Raw genomic sequence first — 25,499 nt, forward strand, 5'->3', positions numbered from 1 at the left:
TGCTAAACGCTGAATTACAGCCGTGCGACGTCATTAAAAATCGCAACGACCATCAGTACCACGATAATGGCTGAGCCAACTCGGTAACCGATATCCTGAACTTTTTCTGAAACGGGTCGACGAGTCACAGCTTCAATGCCGAAGAACAACAGGTGACCACCATCCAGTACAGGTAACGGTAACAGGTTTATAATACCCAAATTCACGCTGATCAGAGCGAGAAAACCAAGAAAGTATACCAAACCAAAGTCCGCGGTCATCCCTGCCCCTTTGGCAATAGAAATAGGACCGCTCAAATTTTTCACTGCCACATCGCCAGTGAACAACTTTTTAATCATTTCTGCCGTCAGAACGACCACTTGCCAAGTTTTATCCATAGCAGCAGGAATCGCGTCCAACGGACCATATTGTAACGTAAACCGATAGGACTCAGGCCACGCTGCTATTTCTGGAGAAAAGCCTGCGTAACCAATGTTCAACTCGCCTTGCTCGCGAATATCTGGCACCAAGTTTACATCGACGCTTTCGCCCGATCTTTCCACTCCGAGGGTAATGCTTTTACCCGGGTTTGCACGAACCGCCTCAACGACTGATGTCCAATCGGTTACCGGTTCGCGATCAATACTGAGTAACTCATCCCCGGTTTTCAACCCTGCGCGCTCAGCAGCACTGTTTTCCATGACCTGTGCGATTGTCGTAGAGATCGCAGGCGTGAACGGTGTGATACCTAAAGTCCGCAGTGCTGATTGAGACTCTGGATCATAAGACCAAGACGTCAAATCCAATGGCTTATCCACGGAATAAGCGGCATTGTCGTCCGGTTTAACTGACAGCGTCATTTCCTCATCACCAATATGTGAAATAAGCTGCAGATTTACCGATTCCCAATCCCGAGTTTTGATGCCCGACACCGCGGTTAGTTCCATACCAGGCTCAATTCCCGCGTTTGCGGCAATAGAATGTTGAGCTACATCACCTACAACCGGTTTCACGGCGGGCACACCCATAACCATGACAATCCAGTAGGCAAAAATCGCGAAAAGAAAGTTCGCGATTGGTCCTGCCGCGACAATCGCGCTTCGCTGCCAAAGCGGGCGGTTGTTAAATGCCATAGCTTCTTGGCCCGAAGGAATATCATCTACGCGGCCATCCAGCATTTTTACATACCCGCCCAGCGGGATCATCGCCAATGTGTATTCGGTGCCGTCTTTTCCCACTTTCTGCCAAATCGCTTTGCCGAAACCAATAGAGAAGCGCTCGACTTTAACCCCACATCGACGGGCAACCCAAAAATGGCCAAACTCGTGTACGGCAATCAAAATACCAAGCGCAACTAAAAAAAACAGAAGATTCCAGAGAATTCCACTCATGACACTAACCTCGTTATCCAGCTTCTTGCCAAGTCACGAGCTTGACTATCCGTTGCCAAAAGACTGTCAATGCAAAATGGTTCGACCAATGTCGTCTCATTTAGCACCGCATCGTTAATCTGTGCAATTTGCATGAACCCAATGTGACCTTGAAGAAAAGCCTCTACGGCCACTTCGTTTGCAGCATTGAGCGTTGTTGTCGCCGCTTGTCCGGCATAGCAAGCATCAATAGCCAGTTTCAGGCATGGATAGCGATCATAGTCAGGTTTGATAAATGTAAACTCTCCAACCTCGCTAAAATCCAAGGGTTTAACACCTGCATCAATGCGTGATGGATATGCCATCGCATAGGCGATTGGCGTGCACATATCAGGATGCCCCATCTGTGCCAATACAGAACCATCACGATACTGCACCATTGAGTGAATGACAGACTGTGGGTGGATAATGGCATCCAATTGCTCACGCTTGGCATTAAACAACCATCGCGCTTCAATATACTCTAAGCCTTTATTCATCATAGTCGCTGAATCGACAGAGATTTTTGGCCCCATAGACCAATTGGGATGCGCAATAGCTTGAGCAGGGGTGACCGCAGAGAGTGCATTGATGTCGGTATAGCGGAATGGCCCACCGGAACCTGTCAGCAAAATCTTACTCACACCTTCAGCACGAAGGTCACAAATACCAGGTTGTTTTTGGATAGAGGCAGGAAGACATTGGAAAATCGCATTGTGTTCACTGTCTACTGGCAATAATTCTGCGCCATATTGATGAACAGCATCGATAAAGAACTGCCCTGACATGACGAGTGCTTCCTTATTCGCCAGCAAGACCCGCTTACCCGCCTTCACAGCCGCCATTGTTGGTATCAAGCCAGCCGCACCCACGACTGCCGCCATGACAGTATCAACATCCTCATGAGACGCCAATGCACATAGTCCAGGTTCGCCGCTCAACACTTCTGTTGGGCAGCCTTGATTGCTCAGCGCTAAACGTAGCGACTTCGCCGCATTCTCGTCAGCCATCGCTGCAAACGCAGGCCGCCATTTCAAGCAAAGCAGTATCATTTCATTCACGTTGGCATTCGCCGCCAATGCAAATATTTCGTAGGTTTGAAGATTCTTTTCAACCACTGAAAGCGTGCTGCTTCCAATTGAACCAGTCGCACCAAGAATCGTTAACTTACGCATAGAAAACTCAGTTATTAAATGTGCTGTCATCAATAAAACTCACCGGTATAAAACCGGTGAACTCGTTATGCTAGCCAGAAATACAGTACGGTGAACACAGGGAAAGCTGCGGTTAGGCTATCAATGCGGTCTAAAATACCGCCGTGCCCAGGCAGGATACTGCCACTGTCTTTAACACCAGCAACACGCTTAAACATGCTTTCCGCTAAATCACCCAGAACGGAAGCGAAGGCAGTTATCAACGCCACGACACCGAGCATTGGAAGGGAGGAAAAGGGAATGGAAAACCCCTTTGCAGCGACTAGCGTAACACCGACAGACGCAATTAAGCCGCCAATCAAACCTTCCATTGTTTTATTAGGACTAACTGCAGGCGCAATCTTACGTTTACCAAAACGCTTACCCGCAAAGTACGCACCGGTATCAGCCGCCCAAACAAGCAAACACACTAACAGTACCATCTTCGCACCCAAATACGGCGCGTTATCATATTCGTACGCACGTAAAAGCGACACGCTCCAAAGGAAGGGTAGCAGTGTTAATACGCCAAACGCTTGTTGCAATATTGCACTGTTAGACCACCACGACGTTGCCTTGGGATATTTAAGTACCATCGCGGTTGCGACCAACCACCAGATAGCGCCCAATAGTGCCAAAATACTGCCATTTACAGTAGATAGATCAAATCCCGTTTGAGTCACAGGCCACAGGCCACACAACGAGACAAGCAAGATAAGGGATGGCAAAGCAAGCGCTTTAAGACGTGACGAAGAGGCAACAAATTTGGTCCATTCCCAATGGCCAAGAAGTGTCACCCCTGCGATGGCAACAATAAAAAATGGTAACGGCAGAAAGAAAATTGCTGCGATAACGATGGGGGCTAGCACAGAAGCCGTTAATACTCTTTGTTTCAGCAAAGGAAACCCTCTATTTTTCTACTTGTAACATGGCCTGGATTTGTTCACCGGCACAGCCAAATCGGCGCTCGCGGCTTACATACCAAGCTATGGCTTCAGAGAGGCTGACCTCGTCAAAATCCGGCCAAAATTGTTCGGTAAAATACAGCTCTGCATAGGCAGTCTGCCAAAGCATAAAGTTGCTTATGCGACATTCACCACTGGTACGAATCATCAAATCAACGTTTGGAAGACTCGCCGTTGTTAAATGTGCGCTGATATCCGCTTCAGTCAACTGCTGTGGTGTCATTTCACCACGTTCAACCTGACCTGCCAGCGTTTGTACTGCCTGCAGGATATCCCACTGACCGCCATAGTTGGCAGCAACGTTTAACACTAAACCTGTGTTGTTTGCTGTCAATGCTTCCGCTGAAGCAATCTTATCCTGTAGCGATTTGCTGAATCGCGTGGTGTCGCCAATAACTTTGAGCTTTACACCAGTTTTGTGAAGACGTTTCACTTCACGTCCCAAAACGGTGACAAATAACTCCATCAGCAAGCTGACTTCTTCTTCAGGGCGACGCCAGTTTTCACTGCTGAATGCAAAAAGCGTTAGAACGCCAATACCAAGACGGTTGGCAGCGGAAACCGTTTTTCTGACAGCGTCAACGCCAGCTTTATGCCCAAACATTCGGGCCTTGCCTCGCGCTTTCGCCCAACGACCATTTCCGTCCATGATGACAGCAATGTGTTTAGGGAGAAGGTTGGTATCTATTTCTAGATAGGAAGACTGGGAACTCATCATTATCCTTCGCAAATAAAAAGCGCTGTACTGCTAGCACAGCGCTTTGGCAATGGAATCAGAGTGTAGCCGGAATTATACTTCCATCAACTCTTTTTCTTTCGCTTCAAGAATCGCGTCAATTTCTTTTACTGCCGCGTCAGTCAGCTTCTGGATATCATCTTGACCACGACGCTCGTCATCTTCAGAAATGTCTTTTTCTTTCAACAACGCTTTCAGATCACTGTTCGCATCACGACGGATGTTACGTACTGCAACACGGCCACCTTCTGCTTCGCCACGCACAATTTTAACCAGGTCACGACGACGCTCTTCGGTTAGCGGTGGCAATGGAACACGAATAACAGTACCTGCAGACATTGGGTTCAGACCCAAGCTAGAGGTCATAATCACTTTTTCAACAGCTTGAGTAATGGACTTATCAAATACAGTGATCGCCAGTGTACGTGCGTCTTCTGCAATGATGGAAGCCAGTTGCTTTAGCGGAGTCGCTGAACCGTAATAGTCTACTGACAGACCATCAAGCAATGCAGGGTGTGCACGACCAGTACGGATTTTAGTTAAGGTGTTCTTCAGCGCTTCAACGCTTTTTTGCATGCGATCTTTCGCATCTGCGTTAATTTCATTGATCACGAGAGTATCCTTGAAGATTCTTTTTTCTAACGAATGGAATTATGCCACTAATTTCGATTAACCGTTATTAATTAGTGTGCCTTCTTGCTCACCCATCACAACTCGACGCAACGCGCCTGGCTTATTCATGTTGAAAACACGAATAGGCATTTTGTGATCGCGAGCCAGAGTAAAGGCTGCCAAGTCCATCACTTTCAGTTCTTTTTCAAGAACGTCTTGATAATTCAGGTGGCTGTATAGTTCAGCATCTGGGTTTTTCGCAGGGTCATCAGTGAAAACGCCATCTACTTTGGTCGCTTTAATCACAATGTCTGACTCGATTTCGATACCGCGCAGACAGGCTGCTGAATCGGTGGTAAAGAACGGGTTACCCGTACCTGCAGAGAAAATAACCACACGACCATTGCGCAGTTGGCTAATAGCCTCTGCCCAGTTATAGCTGTCACACACGCCATTCAAAGGAATTGCCGACATTACCCGCGCGTTCACATAGGCACGATGCAGTGCATCACGCATTGCCAGACCGTTCATCACAGTCGCCAGCATACCCATGTGGTCGCCCACAACCCTGTTCATACCCGCTTCGGCAAGACCTGCACCACGGAATAGGTTACCACCACCAATTACCAGACCAACTTGGACACCAAGTTCTACCAGTTCTTTGATTTCTTGCGCCATACGATCAAGTACAGCTGGATCGATACCGAAGCCTTCTTTTCCTTGGAGCGCTTCGCCGCTCAATTTAAGCAAAATTCGTTGATAGGCTGGTTTTGGATTTGTAGTCATGCTCACTACCTTTAGGCACTTACTTCTACGGATGGGATTGTAAAAAGACCGCAGGGTTCTGCGGTCTTTTGGGCTCTCAAAAGGAATTAACCTTTTTGAGCAGCTGCAACTTCTTCAGCAAAGCTCATGCTTGCTGCTTTCTCGATACCTTCACCAACTTCTAGGCGGATGAAAATAGAGACTGACGCGCCTTTCTCTTTCAGCACTTCACCTACAGTTTTCTTAGGTTCCATGATGAAAGGTTGACCAGTCAGAGAAACTTCGCCGGTGAATTTCTTCATACGGCCTTCAACCATTTTCTCTGCGATTTCTTTAGGCTTGCCTTCGTTCATCGCGATTTCAACTTGAACTTCACGTTCTTTAGCAACTACGTCAGCAGGAACATCAGATGGGTTCACGTACTCTGGGCGAGATGCAGCAACGTGCATTGCAATGTGCTTCAGAGTTTCTGCGTCGCCTTCACCAGCAACAACAACACCGATGCGCTCACCGTGACGGTAAGAAGCAATCGCAGTACCTTCAACATAAGCTACGCGACGGATAGAGATGTTCTCACCGATTTTCGCAACCAGAGCAACACGCGCTTCTTCGAATTGCGCTTGCAGTTCTTCAACAGTTGCTTTTGACGCTAGAGCAGCTTCAGCAACTTCGTTTGCGAATGCAGTGAAGTTACCGTCTTTTGCTACGAAGTCAGTTTGGCAGTTAACTTCTACCAGAGCTGCAACACCATCAGTTTCTTTGATGATGATTGCGCCTTCAGCAGCTAGGTTACCTGCTTTCTTAGCAGCTTTAGCAGCACCAGACTTACGCATGTTTTCAATTGCCAGCTCGATGTCGCCGTCAGTTTCTACCAGCGCTTTCTTACATTCCATCATGCCTGCGCCAGTGCGTTCGCGCAGTTCTTTTACCAGGGCAGCGGTAACAGCCATTGTTCATTCCTCGATTCGAAACAATTAGGGTAAAAATCAGGGGCCAATATTGGGCCCCTGCTAACCTACTTAGCATACAGTACTGTCTATGACAGCCTGATGGCTAAGAACGCTCATAAGGAGCAGTTGTCTTACTCAGCTACTTCAACCAGCTCGTCTTCTGCTTGAGCAACGATATCCTGGCTACGGCCTTCTTTGTAAGATAGAGCAGCAGCGTTCAGGTACAGTTGAACAGCACGGATTGCATCGTCGTTACCTGGGATAACGAAGTCAACGCCGTCTGGATCAGAGTTAGTATCAACTACTGCGTATACTGGGATACCCAGGTTGTTCGCTTCTTTGATCGCGATGTGCTCGTGATCAGCATCGATTACGAACAATGCGTCTGGAAGACCGCCCATGTTCTTGATACCGCCCAGAGATTTCTCTAGTTTTTCCATCTCACGAGTACGCATCAGAGCTTCTTTCTTAGTCAGCTTCTCAAAAGTACCGTCAGTAGATTGAACTTCTAGCTCTTTCAGACGTTTGATTGACATGCGAACTGTTTTCCAGTTGGTCAGCATACCGCCCAACCAACGGTTGTTCACGTAGTACTGGTCACAGCTTTCTGCAGCTGCTTTTACAGATTCGCTAGCGGCACGCTTAGTACCAACGAAAAGTACTTTACCTTTACGCTCACCAACTTTGGTCAGCTCAGCCAGTACGTCGTTGAACATTGGTACAGTTTTTTCTAGGTTGATGATATGAACCTTGTTACGTGCACCGAAGATGAAAGGTTTCATCTTAGGGTTCCAGTAACGAGTTTGGTGACCGAAGTGAACACCAGCTTTAAGCATGTCGCGCATTGAAACAGTAGCCATTATAAATCCTCTTGGGGTTAGGCCTCCACATATCCCATACAACCGACCCTTAAGGGCACCCCGGTGCATGTGTCGATACGTGTGTGAGTTAATTAAATAGTCTTTGGTGAAACCGTCATCATAGAACCAGTTTTAATGATTAACCATGAAGGCGTATTTCGGCGTGCTTTATACCATAAAAACCACCTCTGAATCCAGAAGAAAAAAGTGCCTCGTTTGTCGTGTACGGTTCCCTCATGACGATGCGATTGATAATATGTACTAAATGCAGTTACACATTCCCTCGTTGAGATAACTATCAAAAACGGGGGAACTAACCGAGAGAAAGCAATGAGCGCCAAAATTAAAACGGCTGAAGAAATTGAGAAAATGCGTGTAGCCGGTCGCCTTGCAGCCGACGTATTGGAAATGATTGAACCTCACGTCAAAGCGGGCGTGACGACCAAAGAGCTGGATGACATTTGCCACAAGTACATCACTGAAACCCAGCAAGCGATCCCTGCGCCGCTGAACTACCACGGTTTCCCTAAGTCGATTTGTACCTCGATCAACCACATCGTATGCCACGGCATCCCTAACGAAACCGACGTGCTGAAAGACGGCGACATCATTAACATCGACATCACTGTGATTAAAGACGGCTATCACGGCGACACATCAAAGATGTTCCTGGTTGGTGAAGTGTCAGCAGAAGACAAAGCCCTTTGCCATGTAGCGCAAGAGAGCCTGTATCAGGCATTGAAGAAAGTAAAACCCGGCGCACGCATCGGTGATTTAGGGACAGAAATTCAGAAGTTCATCAAAAACCGTCCGCGTCGCTACTCAATTGTAAAAGATTACTGTGGTCACGGCATTGGTGCTGAATTCCATGAAGAGCCACAAGTTGTTCACTACAAAAACAGTGATCGTACGGTAATGAAGGCAGGAATGTGCTTTACCATCGAGCCGATGATCAATACAGGCAAGTTTGGAACAATCCTTGATGAAGACGACGGCTGGACTGTCTATACCGTCGACGGTAAGAAATCGGCACAATGGGAACACACCATTGTGGTCACTGATAACGGCTGTGAGATCCTGACATTGCGTGGTGACGAGTCACTGCCACGAATGTTAAACAACGCCTAAATCCGTAAACAAATGAAAGTCGGCCTCTGTGCCGACTTTTTTCTCATGTTAAGGAAGACAATGAACGACGTTTTGCTCTCCCCCAAAGACCTGACTGCTGATCAATTGGATCTGCAAACCCTTAAACATCAGCTGGCACTTTTTGGCGATCAACAAAAAACGGCGTTTATCAACCAGACCTCCGTCAATGAATTGGTTTACCAGCGCTCTGACTTTATTGACGCTCTACTCTCACGCCTCTGGCTGCACTATGGTTTCGACCATCACCCTAACTTGTCATTAATTGCAGTTGGCGGATATGGCCGACGAGAACTCCATCCTCTGTCTGATATTGATTTATTAATCCTCAGCGAAGGTTGTATCGACAAAAAATACCAGCAACGGATCAGTGAGTTTGTCACCTTGCTTTGGGATCTGAAACTCGAAGTCGGACACAGTGTTCGTACCCTGGCAGAATGTATGGACGTAGGCTTGGACGATCTCACCGTCGCCACCAACTTACAGGAAGCGCGTCTGCTCTGTGGCAGTGAACGCATATACCATGCACTGAAAACCAGTATCCATTCCGAACATTTCTGGCCCAGCGAAAGATTCTTTAAAGCAAAAGTAAAAGAACAAACAGATCGGCATGCTCGGTATCACGACACCGCCTATAACCTAGAGCCGGATATCAAATCCAGCCCAGGAGGCCTGCGTGACATCCATACTCTGAGCTGGATTGCTCGCCGTCACTTTGGCGCGACAAGTTTAAGAGAAATGAGTAAATACGGTTTTCTGACTGACGCAGAGTTTCGCGAATTGGATGAATGCCAAACTGTTCTTTGGCGCATTCGATTTGCCTTACATATCGAACTTCGCCGCTACGACAACCGCCTGACTTTTTCTCATCAACCCTCTGTCGCTGATACATTGGGATATCAAGGCGAAGGCAATCGCGGCGTTGAAATGATGATGAAGGATTTCTACCGTACGTTGGGTCGCGTGTCAGAACTGAATAAAATGCTGATCCGCTTGTTCGAGCTAGAAATAAATGACGAGCCGGACAACAAGAAAATTGAAATATTAAGTGATGACTTTCAGCGTAAAGGGCGGCAAATTGAAGCGCGAAAACCGGCGTTGTTCCAGGCGCGTCCCGACACCATCATTGATATGTTTCTCCATATCGCCAATGACAAGTCCATTGAGTCCATTTCCGCACCGACCTTGCGTCAATTGCGCACAGCACGGCGCCGATTGAATCGCTTTCTTTGCGATATTCCCGAAGCAAAAGAAAAGTTCATTGCACTAACACGCCACCCCAACGCACTACACAAAGCGTTTTCTTTAATGTACAAACACGGCGTGCTTTCTGCTTATCTCCCTCAGTGGAGCCAAATTGTTGGCCAAATGCAATTTGATTTATTTCACGCCTATACCGTGGATGAGCACACCGTCCGTTTGCTCAAACACATAAACCGATTTGCTCAAGAAGAAAACAGGGAAAAGCACCCGATTTGCTGTGATGTACTGCCTCGATTGGCAAAACCCGAGCTCTTGCTGCTCGCGGCAATATTCCACGATATCGGTAAAGGCCGCGGCGGTGACCATTCAGAAATTGGTGCTAAAGAAGCCTACACGTTCTGCATTGACCACGGATTTTCGCGGCCCGAAGCAAACCTTGTCAGTTGGCTGGTTGGCAATCATCTGCTGATGTCTGTGACTGCACAACGACGAGATATTTACGACCCAGAGGTCATCACCGAGTTTGCACAGAAGGTACGTGATGAAGAGCGGTTGGATTATCTGATTTGCTTAACCGTCGCAGACATTAATGCCACGAACCCAGAGCTTTGGAATAGCTGGAAACGCACTTTACTGGCAGAGCTTTATTACTCTACGCAAAAAGCGCTACGCCGAGGCTTGGAAAACCCCCCAGATGTTCGAGAGCGAATCCGTCACAATCAACATTTAGCCGCAGCGATCCTGCGCAAGCATGGCTTCGCACCTCGTGATATTGAGTTGCTCTGGCAACGGTTTAAAGCGGACTATTTCCTTCGCCATACCCACAAACAAATTGCTTGGCATAGCGAACACATACTGAACCATACTGACTCAGAACCTTTGGTATTGGTCAGCAAAAATGCCACGCGAGGCGGGACGGAGATTTTTGTCTATAGCGAAGACAAACCAAGCCTTTTTGCCCGTGTTGTAGCCGCATTGGACAAGAAAAACCTCAGTGTTCATGACGCGCAGATCATGACCAGCAAGGACGGCTTTACGCTAGATACGTTCATGGTGCTGGATGCCAACAATGAGGCGATTCCTTCAGACCGCCACGACACTATACGCGATGGCGTACACCACGCGCTGATGCAACAAGGGCAGATCACTCTCCCCGTCCGACGCGCTCCGCGTAAACTGATGGCCTTTAATGTCAAAACACAGGTGACCTTCCTGCCCACACGCACAGGGCGCCGAACTTTGCTCGAACTCGTTGCCCTCGATAAACCTGGTCTATTGGCACGCGTCGGTGCGGTGTTTGCACGACAAGGGGTTTCTCTTCAAGCGGCAAAAATCACGACGATTGGTGAAAGAGCGGAAGACTTTTTCATTGTCACTGATGGTGAAAGGTTGGCACTGAATGAAGACGCACAATTGGCACTCAAGGAAGCGCTATTTAATACGTTAAATGATGCAGACTGACCAAATATGAAACTAGGTTTACAACGTAAATCAGGATGTCTGTCGATCTCTACCACAAGTCTCAGACTTTGATCATTACTTCTATTGGGGGTGGCAGTCAGGTGCTGCTAAAATGAACAGTAAGTAGTTGAAACCATGGTCTGTGTGGACGAAGAGAGGCAGTTATGTACCAGAATTTGAAAAACATCGGTATTGAGAAACCAGAAAATATTGAACGTTACACCCTTCGTCAGGAAGCGAATTCGGACACACTGAAAATCTACTTTCACAAAGCCAAAGGCGAACTGTTTGCTAAAAGCGTAAAATTCAAATACCCGCGCCAACGTAAAAATGTTGTCGTCGATAGCGGCAGTGGCCGTTTCAGAGAAGTCACCGAAATCAATCGTAGTTTATCTCTGGTGGTTGATGAATTAGACAAAATTGTTCGCCGAGATCAATCCGAGCAAGACGTGAAGAAGAAGATACTTCGCGACCTTCGTCATCTAGAGAAAGTCGTTGCAGGCAAAATAGCCGAAATCGAAGCGGATCTGGAAAAGCTCTAAATCCGCAACAAACATCGAAACCGCCTACTGGCGGTTTCCTTATCACCTAGAGTTGGTCGTTCCAACCCAAGCCATCCAATACACGTCGCCACACAGAATCAACGCTTGCTTCAACCACGACCTGCTCATTCGTCACAGGATGTTGAAATTCAGAACGGGAAGCATGAAGTAACAGCTGGTGACACTCAAACTCCTGACGAAACAGTCGATTATGTCGACCATCACCATGATTTACATCGCCTACGATATGGTGATTCAAATGGTGCATATGACGACGAAGTTGGTGCTTACGGCCAGTATGCGGTTTCATTTCGACCAAGGTATACCGACAACTTTGGTAACGGCCCAATGCGATAGGTAATTCACAATAAGCAACGGGGGCATACTCCGTCACCGCTTCTTTTGCTTCAGGTTCCTTTTTTGCCTTTTTATCCGCGATTTTATCTAGCTCTTCTTTCAACGGGTAATCAAGCGTCGCCCCTTCTTTTATCCAACCTCTCACAACAGCATGATACGTTTTTTGAATATCACGACCGGCAAATTTCGGCATCATTTCCGCCGCCATCTCCGAAGAGAGCGCGAACAATAAAACGCCTGAGGTTGGTCTATCCAACCGGTGAAGAGGGAAAACATGTTGTCCAATTTGATCACGCAAAGTTTGCATAACAAAACGGGTTTCGCCTTTATCCAGCCAAGAACGATGGACCAGCATGCCTGACGGCTTGTTCACCGCAATGAGCCATTCATCGCGGTAGATGATTTCAAGTTCTGTTTGCATAATATTTTACTGCGAAGTACCACTGAATAACGCGTCAATATCAACAGTGACATCGGTGATGTCAACATGCCCTTTGCTACCTTTCAGTGCCTCCTGAACATAAGGCGAAATACTGAAAGACTCGGGTAATGGAAATTGATGATCGACTAAAAACTGCATCTTAGGAATGAAAATCCATTGCAGCCATTCGGTACACGACAAGGTATTAATAGCAAAAGGCTCAGAGCTTGCTAGCTTGTCATCAGACGGCGCTTGATTTTGCCAGTGGCCGTGTTGTGCTAATGTCTCTTTGAGCTGAAGCAGTAATACACCGACTTTTTGATGTTGGCTCATGAATTTACTCTCTTCTTTGGCTGCATGGGTTGAAATTCTGTCCTCGCGCAAGCATATCAAAAAAACACCGTGGTCAGTGAAAACACACCTAATCGATACCTAAACAACCTCAAGGTGCAAGATTTCAGGTTGTTTAGGTATACAAGTATACTGACCCCGTTTCACTCACAGCCACTTGATGGCAACAACATTAGAAGTAATATGGAAAATTCGCTTTCTCTTCATGCCATCTTCAATCAGGCCAAATGTGATTATCTCGTCTACGACCTCAGTCGGCGTGTAACAGAAATCAGCCAACAGGATTTTGTGTCCATCGAAGAAAACCGTGTGGCTTATCCCTATCCTATCCAACAGCATGCACAGTTTGGCATTGCATTTTGGCCAAAAGGGCAATCGCCTTGGGTTTGGTTTTTGAAAATGCCGTTGGATGAACGAGGTTTGTTAAAACAGGCGGCACTTGGCGATTTCATTCAATATGTTGCTCAGGCCATGGGCGCAAGCCTAGACAAAACCCCGACAGATGAAGAAAAAGAAAAGCTGGTAAACAACCCGTATACTTATAGTCCACAAGATGACAAGAAGGCGATGTTCCATGCCTTTCTCACAGCAAAACTGGGACAACCCGCCAGCCAATATTATGACCATACACAACATTACCTGTCCGGTGAGCTTGATTGGTCTGAGTGGCAAGGAGTCGGACTACAAGGGATCGCCGACATCTGCGCGCGCATGAATAGCCATAACAACACCACGCGTATTCGTAGATCGCTCAAAAAAATGCCTGAAACACCACGTTACGCGCTACTGGGCTGCTTGGAGCACTGTGATATTCCGTCTTCCGTTGCTGAACGGTTAGAAGAAGAGATGAGGGCAATGCTCAGCAGTAAAGAGGTAGACCTTTTTATGCTAACCGCTTATCTGCGTGCGCTATCTGGTACTGACTTAGCACGTCTACAGAATATGGTCACCCTTGTACTAGAAGAAACGTCTCTACGACATAAAGAAATGCTGATTGCGATTGCAGGACGTTGCTGGTCATCTCTGAGTGATAATGCCTTACTTGATCGATTTTTGATTGCTGTTGCGGAGCAAAACGATCAAATGTTCTTTCAGCAAATGGTCGCAGACCTTGTGATGATCCCTAGCTTGCGCCCCCAAGTGCTTTCTCTTTTACATGGCAGTGCGTCTACCCAATTGATGCATGCGGTTAAACAGCTACAGAAGTCGGTAAAACAGTCATGATCACGGATCTTTTTTGGATCGTCGCCATTACCGCTATCGGGGCATTGTTCTGGCAACAACGCAACCAGACAGAAATAGCGCGACAGCATATCCAACGTCGATGCCAACAAGTTGATGTACAACTACTCTCTATCGCCCGTGGCAGCCATTCTTTTGGCTGGCCAAAAAGACCACTAAATATTCAGACCCGTTACTACTTTGAGTTTTCGGTTAACGGATTGGACTGCTATCAAGGTTATGCCGTGATGAGAGGCAAGCATATTCAGGAAGTCTATATGCCTGCGTACCCAATGCAGGAGCCGTGATCATCCCCACTTCAGGCTTTTTACTTTGAGTAGCACCAACACATCTAACACAAGCTGGGTTGTTTCATCATTGGTGTCAGGATGTGGCTTATCATAGAACTCGATGATTGGAGCTGCATCGGGTTCAAAGCCACTAAAAGGTAACCAATCCGTAAACAGGCGAGTCTGAAAGCCCTCCATCTGTTCTGGAGATCCTTTAAAACGAAAGGCAGCGTACCTGCCTCCAGGGAGTGTCGCTTTCTGAAAAGGCGGTTCAATGGCAATGTCCAACGTGGCGGGTAGACTTAACGCAGCTTCGTAACGGCATTTTTCCGCCGGCGTAAAAACAGGACTATCATGGCAACGAGCCAAACGCTGAATATCTTCTGGGGCAACCTTTTGCTCCCTGAGCCACGACATCAAGGTTGTCCATACCTCTAAGATACCCTCTTGTCTGTACCCTGATTTTGAGTACAGGGCGCAAAGTACAGTATCTGGTAACACCATCATTTTTTCTGGTATCAATGGCGTCCCCATACTTGCAGCCGCAGACCAACGATGAAACGATTCTAGACGTTGCAAGTCAAAATCGGGTGGCGTGAGCTGGCCTTTGATTTTTTCAAGCTTGGAGAGGTTTGACAATGAACTCGGGGGGTTCCAAATCGTATTTTAAAAGCGCGTGTGAAGTTCTCACTCGAAGAATAGCCCAACTGCATCGCAACATCTGTTACGCGTCTTTTAGGGTGAGTCAGCAGTATCGTAGCGGCCCGTTCAACACGAATACGATTTTTATATTCGTTAAACGATTCACCTATTAATGCCTGAAACACGCGTAAAAAATGAAATTTAGAAAAACAGCTAAGCTGGGACGCTTTTTCCAAGCTCAATGGCACTTCAGGGGAGTCCTGCATCCAAGTTAACACCGGAGATAAACGCCGATGATATTCTAGAAAGCTTTTGGCACTTAAATTACGACTCGTGTGCATGGTAACTAACCACCGCTTCCTGCCAGAAAATGCGTTTTAGTTCTTTACGGCAAAGCCAACCCACAACCAAAGGACTGAGTAAATCAGCCAACAACAGTGCTATCAATATGCCGTAAACCCCAATCACCGATGGCAATATATTGACCAACGGCATAAACAGGATGAAAATTCTCACTGCACTGTAAATCGTCGCTTTCCCTCCCAACCCGAGTGATTGGTAATACCCGGTTGCAATGATAGTAACGCCCACCAGTGGCAAGCCCCACACCGTTTGATATATCAACGTCTTACCATACCCGATCAAATCAAGATCTGTTGCAAACAAAGACAGAAGTTGAGACGGAAAGAGTACCAATATCAGAGTAATCACAGAGGCATAAATCGTCACAGCCGTAAACGCAACCACGATGCTTTGACGTACGCGATCGACCTGTCCAGCGCCATGGTTAAAACTGCAAATGGTTTGAAAAGCAATGAGCATGGCAATGATGGGCAGAAATGCAACCATGGCATAACGGCCTAATATTCCATAGGCAATCACCCACTCCACCTCGCCAAGACTCGCGAATTGCAGATTCACTAAACCACTTTGAACCGCCGTTCCCGCTTGTGCGACAAGAACGGGAGAACCAAGCAGCATGATTGCCCCCATCCGCTGAAGGTCTATAGTAGCGCGAAGTTTCAGCGCCAAATGTCCCTTGGCAACCCAGATGCCACCGATGATCAATGCAAAAGCGTGTGCAGAAATCGTCGCATAGGCCGCGCCTTTAACCCCCCAACCCAATGCAACAATCGCGATGTAATCAAAGACAATATTGCAGATAGAAGCCAAGAGCATAAGCTGCGTCATTTTATTGATGCTCCCTCGCGCACGAAAACAGTCAGCAAGCAACGTCAGGCAAATAGTCAAAACAGTCAGCAAGCAACGTCAGGCAAATAGTCAAAACAGCACCGATCAAGATCGGTTGAGCATATTCAACAGCGTAAGAGTCAAACGCAGGGGTTACCTTTAAGAAATGCAGTAACTCATCCATGGCGAAATAACCAATAAACGCGCATGCCAACGATAAAATGAAAGCGAGGACACTGGCGGCGGAAAACGTCATGTTGGCATTTTCTTTCTCTCTAGCACCAAGTTGGCGAGCAATCAGAACCGCAGCCCCCGCAGAGATCATCGCGGCCAACGCAGAGATCAACAACTGAACAGGCATAATCAAAGAGACCGCGCCCATCGCCATGCTCCCAACATAAAGGGAAATGAAAATACCGTCGATAAAATAGTGCAACCCCGACAAAAGCAAGGCGATGACTATCGGAATCAAAATATTGAAAAATAACTTAAGGATGGGTGTTACAAGAAATGGATGCGTGTCGTTTGCACTCGGGATAGATACTTGGCTCATGATGACTCCTTATTCACGATGAACAAGCAGTCTATCTAGTGGCTAATGTTAAAAACTGTCAGATATTGCGAACTTGAATGGCGTTGAAAATGGTTGGCGCATAAACAAGAACGGGCGCGACTTTCGTCGCGCCCTAAGGTCTTACTTGCAGCTATCCGGCTACGAATGTGCTCCCTGCATCATTCCTTGATCAGTGGCTGATTCCTTCAGCACTATCCTTATCTCTCCTTCCTGGAGGTGTCCTTCGGTCTTACCTTGACCCATCGAGCCATCCTGTCTCGACTCTCATCCTCTTCCTGAGGGTGTCCATTACTTCGTCCTGAAGTGTTTCCTTAAGCCCCCATCCTGGGTTGTCCTAAGTGTCATCCTGACCAGTAAACATCCTATTTACTGTAACGGTTCCATCCGTGTTCCTAATTCCGCATTCCTTGCAGGTAACACATTCCTTGCATTACCTGCTCATCCTGAGCGACCAAAGTCCGTGGTGTTAGTTCCTGTTCCGTTTGCCAGTTCCTTCCGACACCGCAAAGATTACGCGAACCACATTTCAAAACAACCAACTCACAGGTGATCAAAATCACAATTTGGAGTGCATCATCACGCGAAAACATCAACACATTGAAAATAAAAGAATTTTATTTCAGTCATTTCCAATTTACAGCAAATAAAACAGCCGTTTCTTACGCTGGTGTAAGAGATCTCTCACACGCCGATACGCCATTCGCACAATATAATATTTCTGGTTCTAAGAATGAGATTAAGAGCATGAAGAATTTTTCACTGGAATGATGCAAGTGAACAGCTAAAAGACAGCGTTGTGCCTAGACCGCTAAGAGGAGAAAGATAGTGAAGAAAGTAAGTTGTAGAGATATTTAATAAAAACAAAAAAGAACGGGCACGACGTTCGTCGTGCCCTTAAGGTCTTACTTGCAGCTATCCCGCTACGAAATGTGCTCCCTGCATCATTTCCTTGATTAGCAGCTGAGTCCTTCAGCGATGTCCTTAACTCTCCGTCCTGGAGGTGTCCTTTAGTCTTACCTTGACCCGTCGAAGCTTCATGTTTCGACTCTTACTCTTCCTGAGCATGTCCTGCCTTCATCCTGAAGGTGTTCCGTCATCTGTCCTTAGACGAGTCCTTGATGTCTTCCTGACCAGCAAACATCCTGTTTACTGCAAATTCCTGCCTTCCTTGATACGTCAATCCCTGATGGTAACCATTCCGTTGTTACCCGCCATCCTGGCATCTGGTTTCCATTCCGTATCCTGTTCCCTGTGTCAGTATCCTGCCGACAAGAAACAGATTACGTGATTGCGAGGGTTAAACAACCCACCTACGTTCGATCGACATCACATTTTTATGTTCACACAAATTAAACAACAATATCTAATTGATTTTTAAGTAATTAATGCAATCAAAAAAGACATTTACCCAAGGTTAAAGATGCATATTCCTACTGCCATGTAAGCGATCTCGCACACGCTTTGACGGCAAAGTTATCACAAGCCCATCTATACTGAGAAAACTCCCCATCAAAGAGGTTTTTTATGGAAGTCTTCAATCACAATCTCGAAAGTCTGTTTCAACAGTTGGGTCTACCGTCAGAGAAAGCATCTATTGAGGCTTTTGTTATACAGCATTCATTGAAGGAAGGAGAGAGCCTAACTAGCGCCACGTTTTGGACCACCAGTCAAAAGCAATTTTTGGAAGAAGCAAAGTTACAAGATGCCGATTGGGTTGAACAAATTGATTTATTGGATACCTTATTGCGAAAGCCCTGACTCCCATGTCATCCTTGGCACGAATTCAAATTAAAGCTTGAATGCTTTGAAATTAAGGAAGAAACGTGAGCACTGACTTTACACGGTTACTTGAAAAAGCCATCGGATCTTTGGTTAATGATGGCAAGGAACCTTCCATCGCTCTGATTAAAAGCCGCTTGTCCGCACCCGTCCCAATGCCACTGATCATTAGCGCGCTTCAACGCTGGAAAAAAAGCGGCACGGTCCCGAAAGTAGAAAAAGTAGATGCCCCAAAGGATGCAGATGCACGCATCGCGGAATTGGAGCAACAAGTCAAAACCTTGACCGAACGTTTGAACGCATTGGAGCAACGATTGGCTTGACGAGATGTCGCAGCCGATCAGGTGTCGACTGCGACCGGATCATTGAAAGTCCCAGGAAAGGTTAGAAACGATTCGGCATTCCTCACATTTAAAGTGAAAAACGTCATGAATCGGCGCGTCTTGCAACCAATTTCCGCCACATTTCGGGCATTTCCGTGCCAATTCAGACTCCACCCCTTCTCCGCCGACACGGTATTGGTAGTAATACGTGGGTATCTTGGTTAAGTATTCGATACGGCCACGAATATCCCACCCTTTTCTGAACAACAAACTGTCAGCATCCTGAATCTCAGCCAAAGCGGCATGTTCTGCTTTAAACGCACCCGCCATCTGAATTTCATCACAGGCTTGCCATTCCGTTTGCCATTTAACTTCGGCTTTGTGGTCACCATTAAACGTTGCAGGAATACGATAAAGAGGGATAGATAGCAACGTTTCACCACAACGTAGCGGCGAACATGTATGCACATAGGTGGTGTATAAAACTTGCCATGAGCGCGGTTCATCGGCGGCACTTTCTTCAGAATTAATGTCCCGTCCCAGTACCTTCACTTTTGGCGAGAGCAAACACGCATCTGAAAGCTGGCGAAGCTTTCCACTGACTTGAGGACTGTTGTATTTAATACTGAGGCTATCTTTTTCAGGACAGACTGCACGAACATGAAACTGGCCGTCTCCCAACACCATCGGGAATTCACGCCCCAGCACTTGCCCATTGTAACGCAACGCATCCATCAAACCATTGACTGCGCGGTCAACCACGGAAATCGTTGTGTTATCAAAACATTCAAATGTAAGTTCATCAACAACATACATGGTGACTTAAACCTCTGGCGACAACTGGGAAAGGAATTGCTCAACATTCTCCGCCAAAACAATACGCTGCTTAGTTCCCACACGCTCTTTGACAACTTCGCCGCTCACGTTACAAATAGAGATAACATCCAGCTCATCATGGGTTGACGCTATGAAAACTGTCGGGTTTTGTTTCAATCGCTTCTGCATCAGAAGATGGCCCAAAATATTTTCCTGTAAACGAGGTAAATCCTCGTCACTCCACACTTGGATCAACTCAACACTCAACCCCTCGAAAGAAGCCGTCATGTCTCCACAGTATTGCCCAGCATAAAATGCTTTAATATCACCATGCAGTTGAATACCAATTCCGTCTTCAACATTTGAAAAATCTGCCAGCTCTTCACGCTTCACTGGCTGCCAAATCACCACATCATCAGTATCTTGTAAAACACACGGCGATACGAGTTCTAAATACGCATCACTTTGTGGCATAGAGCCATGATGTGATTGCCATGCTTCGACAAAGCGCTCGCTGAACGACCAAAGCGTGGTAGTGACAGAGTGATTCATTAGCAAGATTCCTCAAGATTCAGTAAACTTTGCGCATTCTAATCGATCCGTGGCAAAACCGTATGAGCAAATATCAAGATGCAAAAGAACTTGCTGGCCTAACACTAGGTCAGAAAACGGACTATCAGGAACACTATGCACCTGAACTGCTGCAACCTGTACCTCGAAGCCTTAACCGTGATGACCTAGACTTAGGGGATTCACTGCCTTTTACTGGGTACGACATTTGGACGCTCTACGAACTGTCATGGCTTAACGCAAAAGGCCTGCCACAAGTCGCGATCGGCGAAGTGCGCTTACCTGCGACCAGCCCAAACCTGATTGAATCAAAGTCGTTCAAACTTTACCTAAACAGCTTCAACCAAACCAAGTTTAAAAACTGGCAGGAAGTGGTTGATACACTGGCAAAAGACTTGTCTGCATGTGCGGGATCAGATGTGGATGTCACCATTCTTCCTCTGGAAGAATTCAGCAACGCCTCTGTAGTCGCGTTTGGCGGGGAGAACATCGATGAACAGGATATCGAAGTCGACAATTACGAATTCGATGCGTCCCTATTAGAAGGTGCCGCTGAAGGCCCGATTGTCACAGAAACACTGAACAGCAACCTTCTAAAGTCAAACTGTCTGATCACCAGTCAACCTGATTGGGGCTCGGTGCGCATCGCCTACAAAGGCAAGCGCATTAATCGCGAAAAGCTGCTGCGATATATTGTTTCTTTCCGTCGTCACAACGAATTCCACGAGCAATGTGTTGAACGTATTTTTACTGACCTGATGAAATACTGCCAACCAGAGCTTCTGACGGTTTACGCACGTTACACGCGTCGCGGTGGTTTGGATATTAACCCATACCGTACTAACATGGGTAAAACACCTAGCGAAAACAATCGTCTGGCTCGCCAGTAATTCCAATAGCAGGCCTAAATAGCCTGCTTTATTTTTATTTAAACGGGAACCATGCGCTTAATTCCTGCGGCTATTTGTCTTCTTTCTTTGTTACTGACCACACACGTCAGTGCGAAAATATACTCCACGCCAATACTCTCTGAAGCAGAGTCGATGATCCAAACCACACCGGAAAAATCGATTGAAATAGCAGAGCGTTTTCTCGTCCAGCGACGTCTGAGTCAAGCCACCAATAGGCTACACACCAACAATGAGGCTGATCGTTCGATTCGATCACCCATGAACACGGTGCACGCCTATATCGTATTGGCAAAAGCAAACAGCGTAATAGGAAATCACAACGCGGCATGGAAAGCCCTGAATAGCGCTAGGCAAATGATGCAGGAAAACAGCCTTCAACAAATGTCATTGGAACTGGCGTTTGTTGAAGCATCCTTGCTTTATCATTTGGACAACAATGCCGTCGCCGCTGAGCAGAAGTTAAACAGCCTTTTTGCTGAACTGCCTCCTGAAGGAGAAACGCGAAGTAAAAATCTAAACTATCTGGCTTTTGAAGCTGCGCTACTCAAAGCCATCATCGTGTCTCACTCTGACAGTGAGAAGGCCACATTCGACCAATTTGATCTGGCTTACCGTGAGTTAGGTGACAAACCTGATATCCAGCAAAAAGTGCGCTATCAGATCGCAATCGGCAATTATTTTTTACAAAAACAATCTTATGAGCAAGCCTTGGCAGAATTGTTAAGTGCCTATTGGTTAGCAAGTGAAAATGATTTAACACCGGAAATTGCGAGTTCTAACGTCTCTCTCACCAAGCTTTATCGTCAACAGGGGGTTTTAGACAAAGCACTTCAGCATGCCAATCAAGCCGCTGAGTTTTATGAGCATTTTGATTTAAGCCGAGGTCTATCTAATACCCAGACCCTGCTGGCGGATATTTACAGCAAACAAAACCGATATAACTTTGCCTTAGTGCACTATTTCAACGCGCTAGATATTGAAAACACACTGTCTCGCGCACCAAAAATCGCCAACATAAAAATTGCCATTGCCGATACCTATTTAAAACTCTTGCGATATAACCAAGCAGAAAAATACGTTGATAATGCGATTGACATAGCCCAAGACGCTAAACTGACGGAACCATTGACTCGTGCACTGATCCTAAAAGGTGAACTTGCGCTTCGCACCCATGATAACGACGTCGCACTGCAATCCCTCAAACAGGCGCTGCTGAACGCAGAAGCACTAAAAAATCGTCTCCTTATACTCGAATGCTTGCCAAAACTTTCCAAAGCTTATGAACAAAAAGGCCTGTATGAAGAGGCCCTTCACGTTCAACGTAAATTCGATTTGCTTAACCAACGAAATGAAAGCCGACGCCAAATTCAAGAAGCTGAATCCTTCAAGCGCCGCCAGCGCGTGATTGAGCGTCAATTGCAAATTGAAGACATGCAGAAAAAACAGGCACAAGACAGCAAAAACATTGTCGAACAAAAGAAAATCAACCTGTTCCTGCTCGGCAGCCTAAGCATTATTTTACTGATCCTTGTGCTACGCCATCGTACCGCAAATGCGCGCCAATCTCAGTTAGATGCTTTACGCGAAGAGCTCTACACCCATCCAAGAAGCGGTCTGAGAAACCTGCGCATGCTTAACGACAGACTGTCAAACTCCTTGGCTAAAAGCAGCGCCCAACTCGAACAATGGTACCTTGGGGAAATGATCCATGAGCCCCTGAGTGACAAACTCAGCTTTGCCATGTTTGAAGTCCCCTTTTTGAAAGTCGCCTACCTGCAACATGGCTACCTCAAAGGGCTCGAACTCGAACGAGATTTGGGCAACTACCTCAAAGTTCATACACAAGAGCCTGCGCGCCTTTATCACTTTTCCGATGCCATGTTTATTTACATCGAGCATCACGCCAGTTCGCCGGATACGCCCGACGAAATGGCCCGAAAAATTCAGGCGATGGTCGATGGCTTTGTACGCGAATACAAACTTGTCGATGTCGACGACAGACTACGCATTGGTATGGCAGATTATCCTTTCTTACCTCGTGCGTTCACCTCTATTAATGACAAAGAACTCATCGACATTCTGTTAATGGCCACCAGCGCAGCCCGTCAGGCCTGTAAGGCAGAAGAAACAAGCCAATGGGTCTATTTGAGTGCGATTGATTCCACGCCCGCCGCCTGCTTTGCAGACACCAATGTCCGTCAAGCCTGCCTTGAAGCCATCAATTCCGGATTGATAAAGGTTAAAACTTCAGCATCCAGTGGAATTAACTGGCAGACGGTTCACGATTCTGATAAAAACTGGCGCCAATCAATTGATAACACTAGCAGTAAACCGTTATAGCTAGAAGTTGCGCCTTAGCGTTTGGAATTAGTAGCCCGCATTATCAGTGAGGTTTTTCACTGTTTGGGTTTGGAGATGTAATCGCGTTTTATGTCCAACTTCTCATCAGATGAAGATGTCATCACACTGACAGAAAAGTTGCAGCACTCTCAGCTGGTCGCCCGTGATTTGGCTCTTAAATCGCGGCGCGAAGCGACGATCTTGAAAAGGCTAATTTCACGTCTTATCACTGCTTCACAAGCGCAAGATGAACCCCTCATCAACCAAAAGCTGGCTCAAATTCAACGAGACCTAGACGCTCAGGAAGATGTAGGGAGATTGATTCCTCAACTGGCTTTGGTAGAGAGAATGGTCAATAAACATACTCATGCGCAAGAGAAAGCGAAAGACGCGTTAGAAAACCAGTTTTTGCAAAGCGGCGAAACCTTAAAATGTTTGCCCGGTTTGCCCGGTTTGCCCGCGCAACTAAAACGCGATTTACGGAACCTGATCCAACGTCCAGAGGAAGAAACAAACGGTAATAACCAGAAAATTATTGCCTTGCTTCAACTCTATGAGCGCGCAATTAAACTTCTCTCTTTACCCTCCAATGGGCTGACAGCCAAAGAGCTGTTGAATATTGACCGTATCAACCAGTTAGCTGGCGAACTGCAACATCTGGTGACGGAGCTTGATTTCGATGGTGAAGTCGGCGACCGATTGCTAGATATCAGGAATCGCCTTTTGCTTTCTCCTGATGCACAAACGCTGCTAGAACTCACGCTCGAATCTGTTCAGCTGCTCCTGGAAGGAACACGAAACGAACGCAAAGCATCGCAAACGTTTCTGAACCAGCTAAATGAAGATCTGTCAGTATTGCAACGTCACAACGGGCGCTCAATCGACACGACCCAGACGATTGCAACACAAAGAACCTCATTGAATGAGGAGTTAGCACTGTCTGTTGATGAAATGCATATTCACCTCAACGAGGCCATATCGTTAGAGGATCTGCGTCCAAATTTAAGCAAGGTATCAGACAATCTCGCCTCCATTGTCGCGAGAAATAAAGCGTTGGAAGAGCGCGAGCAACAACTTCTTGAACAACTTCAACATAACGAGCAAAAGCTCAATGCGCTTTATACTCAAACTATGGATTATCGCCGTCGTTTGGGCGATCAAGAGCGAAAACTGCTACTAGACCCGCTAACCAAGGTATACAACCGAGCAGCATTGGATGACAGATTAGAACATGAGTATCGTTGCTGGTTGCGTTACCAATCTCCATTCTGTCTCGCGATGATCGACATTGACCACTTCAAATCGGTCAATGACCAATACGGGCATTTGGTGGGTGATAAGGTATTAAAAGTTGTCGCCCGTACCATTCATCAATGCTTACGTGATACCGACTTTATCGCACGTTTTGGCGGTGAAGAATTCGTTGTGTTACTGCCCGACGCCGAAGAAACGACCCGTACTCACATACTCGATAACATTCGAGAAACCGTCGCAAGATTGCCTTTTAAATTCAAAAATAAACGCCTCACTGTTACCGTTTCTATTGGTGCCAGTATGTTTATGAACAAAGACAATACTGTTGATGTACTCGAACGTGCAGACAGTGCGTTATACAATGCTAAGCATAACGGCAGAAACAAATTGGTTTGGGCACAATAGAGCCCAAAACCCGATTCCTCCTCGTGGATTGGACAATGTGAAACTGCTCACTAAACCGCCTGTATCTTTTACCTTACAACATTCTCTTTTTGTCGAATTACTGGCTAAACCCCACACCAATGTGTATGTTTAATTAACATACTGTTTTTCTTGGGGATGCCCCCACCGCGAATAACAATGAACAAATAAGCGAAATGGTGTCTTAAGCACGCCGCTCTCTTTCCCTAGTGTGT

26 protein-coding genes are annotated in these 25,499 nt (G+C 46.6%); 10 read left to right on the plus strand and 16 right to left on the minus strand.

From position 1 onward, the window contains the following. Positions 1–14: 14 nt before the first annotated feature. From rseP to rpsB, 8 genes are all read right to left on the minus strand, one after another. Complete coding sequence (rseP, locus tag B5D35_RS06335) at positions 15–1,370, minus strand: sigma E protease regulator RseP (protein WP_078751753.1); 1,356 nt, start codon at positions 1,368–1,370, stop codon at positions 15–17. Beyond that, complete coding sequence (gene ispC / locus B5D35_RS06340) at positions 1,367–2,563, minus strand: 1-deoxy-D-xylulose-5-phosphate reductoisomerase (RefSeq protein WP_078751754.1); 1,197 nt, start codon at positions 2,561–2,563, stop codon at positions 1,367–1,369. The genes rseP and ispC overlap by 4 nt, the downstream gene beginning before the upstream one ends. A 65-nt stretch (positions 2,564–2,628) precedes the next feature. Beyond that, the gene (locus tag B5D35_RS06345; protein WP_170915135.1) at positions 2,629–3,477 is read right to left on the minus strand and encodes a phosphatidate cytidylyltransferase; all 849 of its coding nucleotides are present in this window, start codon (positions 3,475–3,477) and stop codon (positions 2,629–2,631) included. Positions 3,478–3,490: 13 nt separating this feature from the next. After that, positions 3,491–4,261 carry an undecaprenyl pyrophosphate synthase gene (locus B5D35_RS06350; protein WP_078751756.1) on the minus strand — a complete coding sequence of 257 codons (771 nt, stop codon included), beginning with the start codon at positions 4,259–4,261 and terminating at the stop codon, positions 3,491–3,493. Positions 4,262–4,336: 75 nt separating this feature from the next. Continuing rightward, complete coding sequence (gene frr, locus B5D35_RS06355) at positions 4,337–4,894, minus strand: ribosome recycling factor (RefSeq protein WP_078751757.1); 558 nt, start codon at positions 4,892–4,894, stop codon at positions 4,337–4,339. 57 nt (positions 4,895–4,951) lie between these two features. Beyond that, positions 4,952–5,680 (minus strand): UMP kinase, encoded by a 729-nt coding sequence (gene pyrH, locus B5D35_RS06360; RefSeq protein ID WP_078751758.1) that lies wholly within the window; start codon positions 5,678–5,680, stop codon positions 4,952–4,954. 86 nt (positions 5,681–5,766) lie between these two features. Continuing rightward, the gene (tsf, locus tag B5D35_RS06365; protein ID WP_078751759.1) at positions 5,767–6,609 is read right to left on the minus strand and encodes a translation elongation factor Ts; all 843 of its coding nucleotides are present in this window, start codon (positions 6,607–6,609) and stop codon (positions 5,767–5,769) included. Positions 6,610–6,740: 131 nt separating this feature from the next. Next, positions 6,741–7,469 carry a 30S ribosomal protein S2 gene (gene rpsB / locus B5D35_RS06370; RefSeq protein WP_078751760.1) on the minus strand — a complete coding sequence of 243 codons (729 nt, stop codon included), beginning with the start codon at positions 7,467–7,469 and terminating at the stop codon, positions 6,741–6,743. Positions 7,470–7,799: 330 nt separating this feature from the next. Here rpsB and map point away from each other — a divergent pair, with 330 nt between their 5' ends. From map to B5D35_RS06385, 3 genes are all read left to right on the plus strand, one after another. Further along, positions 7,800–8,597: a type I methionyl aminopeptidase gene (gene map, locus B5D35_RS06375; protein ID WP_078751761.1), complete on the plus strand. Its 798-nt coding sequence runs from the start codon at positions 7,800–7,802 to the stop codon at positions 8,595–8,597. Between the two features lie 60 nt (positions 8,598–8,657). Beyond that, positions 8,658–11,279 carry a bifunctional uridylyltransferase/uridylyl-removing protein GlnD gene (gene glnD / locus B5D35_RS06380; RefSeq protein WP_078751762.1) on the plus strand — a complete coding sequence of 874 codons (2,622 nt, stop codon included), beginning with the start codon at positions 8,658–8,660 and terminating at the stop codon, positions 11,277–11,279. A 164-nt stretch (positions 11,280–11,443) separates the two neighbouring features. Next, the gene (locus tag B5D35_RS06385) at positions 11,444–11,821 is read left to right on the plus strand and encodes a DUF3461 family protein (RefSeq protein ID WP_078751763.1); all 378 of its coding nucleotides are present in this window, start codon (positions 11,444–11,446) and stop codon (positions 11,819–11,821) included. A gap of 46 nt (positions 11,822–11,867) precedes the next feature. Here the strand turns inward: B5D35_RS06385 and truC are convergent, their stop codons facing one another. Then, positions 11,868–12,599: a tRNA pseudouridine(65) synthase TruC gene (gene truC, locus B5D35_RS06390; RefSeq protein ID WP_078751764.1), complete on the minus strand. Its 732-nt coding sequence runs from the start codon at positions 12,597–12,599 to the stop codon at positions 11,868–11,870. Between the two features lie 6 nt (positions 12,600–12,605). Then, positions 12,606–12,932 carry a YqcC family protein gene (locus B5D35_RS06395; protein WP_078751765.1) on the minus strand — a complete coding sequence of 109 codons (327 nt, stop codon included), beginning with the start codon at positions 12,930–12,932 and terminating at the stop codon, positions 12,606–12,608. A 201-nt stretch (positions 12,933–13,133) separates the two neighbouring features. On the opposite strand from B5D35_RS06395, the gene B5D35_RS06400 reads away from it, so the two are divergent. Further along, positions 13,134–14,174 (plus strand): DUF3549 family protein, encoded by a 1,041-nt coding sequence (locus B5D35_RS06400; protein ID WP_078751766.1) that lies wholly within the window; start codon positions 13,134–13,136, stop codon positions 14,172–14,174. Further along, positions 14,171–14,479, plus strand: coding sequence for a DUF3301 domain-containing protein (locus B5D35_RS06405; RefSeq protein WP_078751767.1), 309 nt, complete (start codon positions 14,171–14,173; stop codon positions 14,477–14,479). Before B5D35_RS06400 ends, B5D35_RS06405 begins: the two co-directional genes overlap by 4 nt. Here the strand turns inward: B5D35_RS06405 and B5D35_RS24775 are convergent, their stop codons facing one another. From B5D35_RS24775 to B5D35_RS06425, 4 genes are read right to left on the minus strand one after another with little or no spacing between them, the layout of a single operon-like run. Continuing rightward, complete coding sequence (locus B5D35_RS24775) at positions 14,480–15,100, minus strand: AraC family transcriptional regulator (RefSeq protein ID WP_244556512.1); 621 nt, start codon at positions 15,098–15,100, stop codon at positions 14,480–14,482. Continuing rightward, positions 15,028–15,444 (minus strand): helix-turn-helix domain-containing protein, encoded by a 417-nt coding sequence (locus B5D35_RS25465; protein WP_078751769.1) that lies wholly within the window; start codon positions 15,442–15,444, stop codon positions 15,028–15,030. The genes B5D35_RS24775 and B5D35_RS25465 overlap by 73 nt, the downstream gene beginning before the upstream one ends. Next, entirely contained in the window at positions 15,428–16,294 is an 867-nt protein-coding gene (locus B5D35_RS06420; protein ID WP_078751770.1) for an MATE family efflux transporter, read from the minus strand. The genes B5D35_RS25465 and B5D35_RS06420 overlap by 17 nt, the downstream gene beginning before the upstream one ends. A 31-nt stretch (positions 16,295–16,325) precedes the next feature. Continuing rightward, entirely contained in the window at positions 16,326–16,847 is a 522-nt protein-coding gene (locus tag B5D35_RS06425; RefSeq protein WP_078751771.1) for an MATE family efflux transporter, read from the minus strand. A 1,545-nt stretch (positions 16,848–18,392) separates the two neighbouring features. Between B5D35_RS06425 and B5D35_RS06430 the strand changes: the two genes are divergently transcribed. Then, on the plus strand, positions 18,393–18,626 hold the full coding sequence (locus B5D35_RS06430; RefSeq protein ID WP_078751772.1) for a DUF2789 family protein: 234 nt from the start codon (positions 18,393–18,395) through the stop codon (positions 18,624–18,626). Positions 18,627–18,691: 65 nt separating this feature from the next. Next, positions 18,692–18,970 (plus strand): DUF5320 domain-containing protein, encoded by a 279-nt coding sequence (locus tag B5D35_RS06435; protein ID WP_078751773.1) that lies wholly within the window; start codon positions 18,692–18,694, stop codon positions 18,968–18,970. 39 nt (positions 18,971–19,009) lie between these two features. On the opposite strand, the gene B5D35_RS06440 is transcribed toward B5D35_RS06435, so the two are convergent. Then, positions 19,010–19,786 carry a Zn-ribbon-containing protein gene (locus B5D35_RS06440; protein ID WP_078751774.1) on the minus strand — a complete coding sequence of 259 codons (777 nt, stop codon included), beginning with the start codon at positions 19,784–19,786 and terminating at the stop codon, positions 19,010–19,012. Positions 19,787–19,792: 6 nt separating this feature from the next. After that, the gene (gene syd, locus B5D35_RS06445; protein ID WP_078751775.1) at positions 19,793–20,338 is read right to left on the minus strand and encodes a SecY-interacting protein; all 546 of its coding nucleotides are present in this window, start codon (positions 20,336–20,338) and stop codon (positions 19,793–19,795) included. A 62-nt stretch (positions 20,339–20,400) separates the two neighbouring features. Between syd and queF the strand changes: the two genes are divergently transcribed. The 3 genes from queF (at position 20,401) to B5D35_RS06460 (ending at position 25,266) form a co-directional block, all read left to right on the plus strand. Further along, positions 20,401–21,246: an NADPH-dependent 7-cyano-7-deazaguanine reductase QueF gene (queF, locus tag B5D35_RS06450; protein ID WP_078751776.1), complete on the plus strand. Its 846-nt coding sequence runs from the start codon at positions 20,401–20,403 to the stop codon at positions 21,244–21,246. Between the two features lie 51 nt (positions 21,247–21,297). After that, the gene (locus B5D35_RS06455; protein WP_078751777.1) at positions 21,298–23,607 is read left to right on the plus strand and encodes a tetratricopeptide repeat protein; all 2,310 of its coding nucleotides are present in this window, start codon (positions 21,298–21,300) and stop codon (positions 23,605–23,607) included. A gap of 90 nt (positions 23,608–23,697) precedes the next feature. Further along, positions 23,698–25,266, plus strand: a complete 1,569-nt coding sequence (locus tag B5D35_RS06460) for a GGDEF domain-containing protein (protein ID WP_078751778.1) — start codon at positions 23,698–23,700, stop codon at positions 25,264–25,266. Positions 25,267–25,499 lie beyond the last annotated feature (233 nt).

Source organism: Enterovibrio nigricans DSM 22720 (genome assembly GCF_900167155.1).
GTDB classification, from domain to species: Bacteria; Pseudomonadota; Gammaproteobacteria; order Enterobacterales; family Vibrionaceae; genus Enterovibrio; species Enterovibrio nigricans.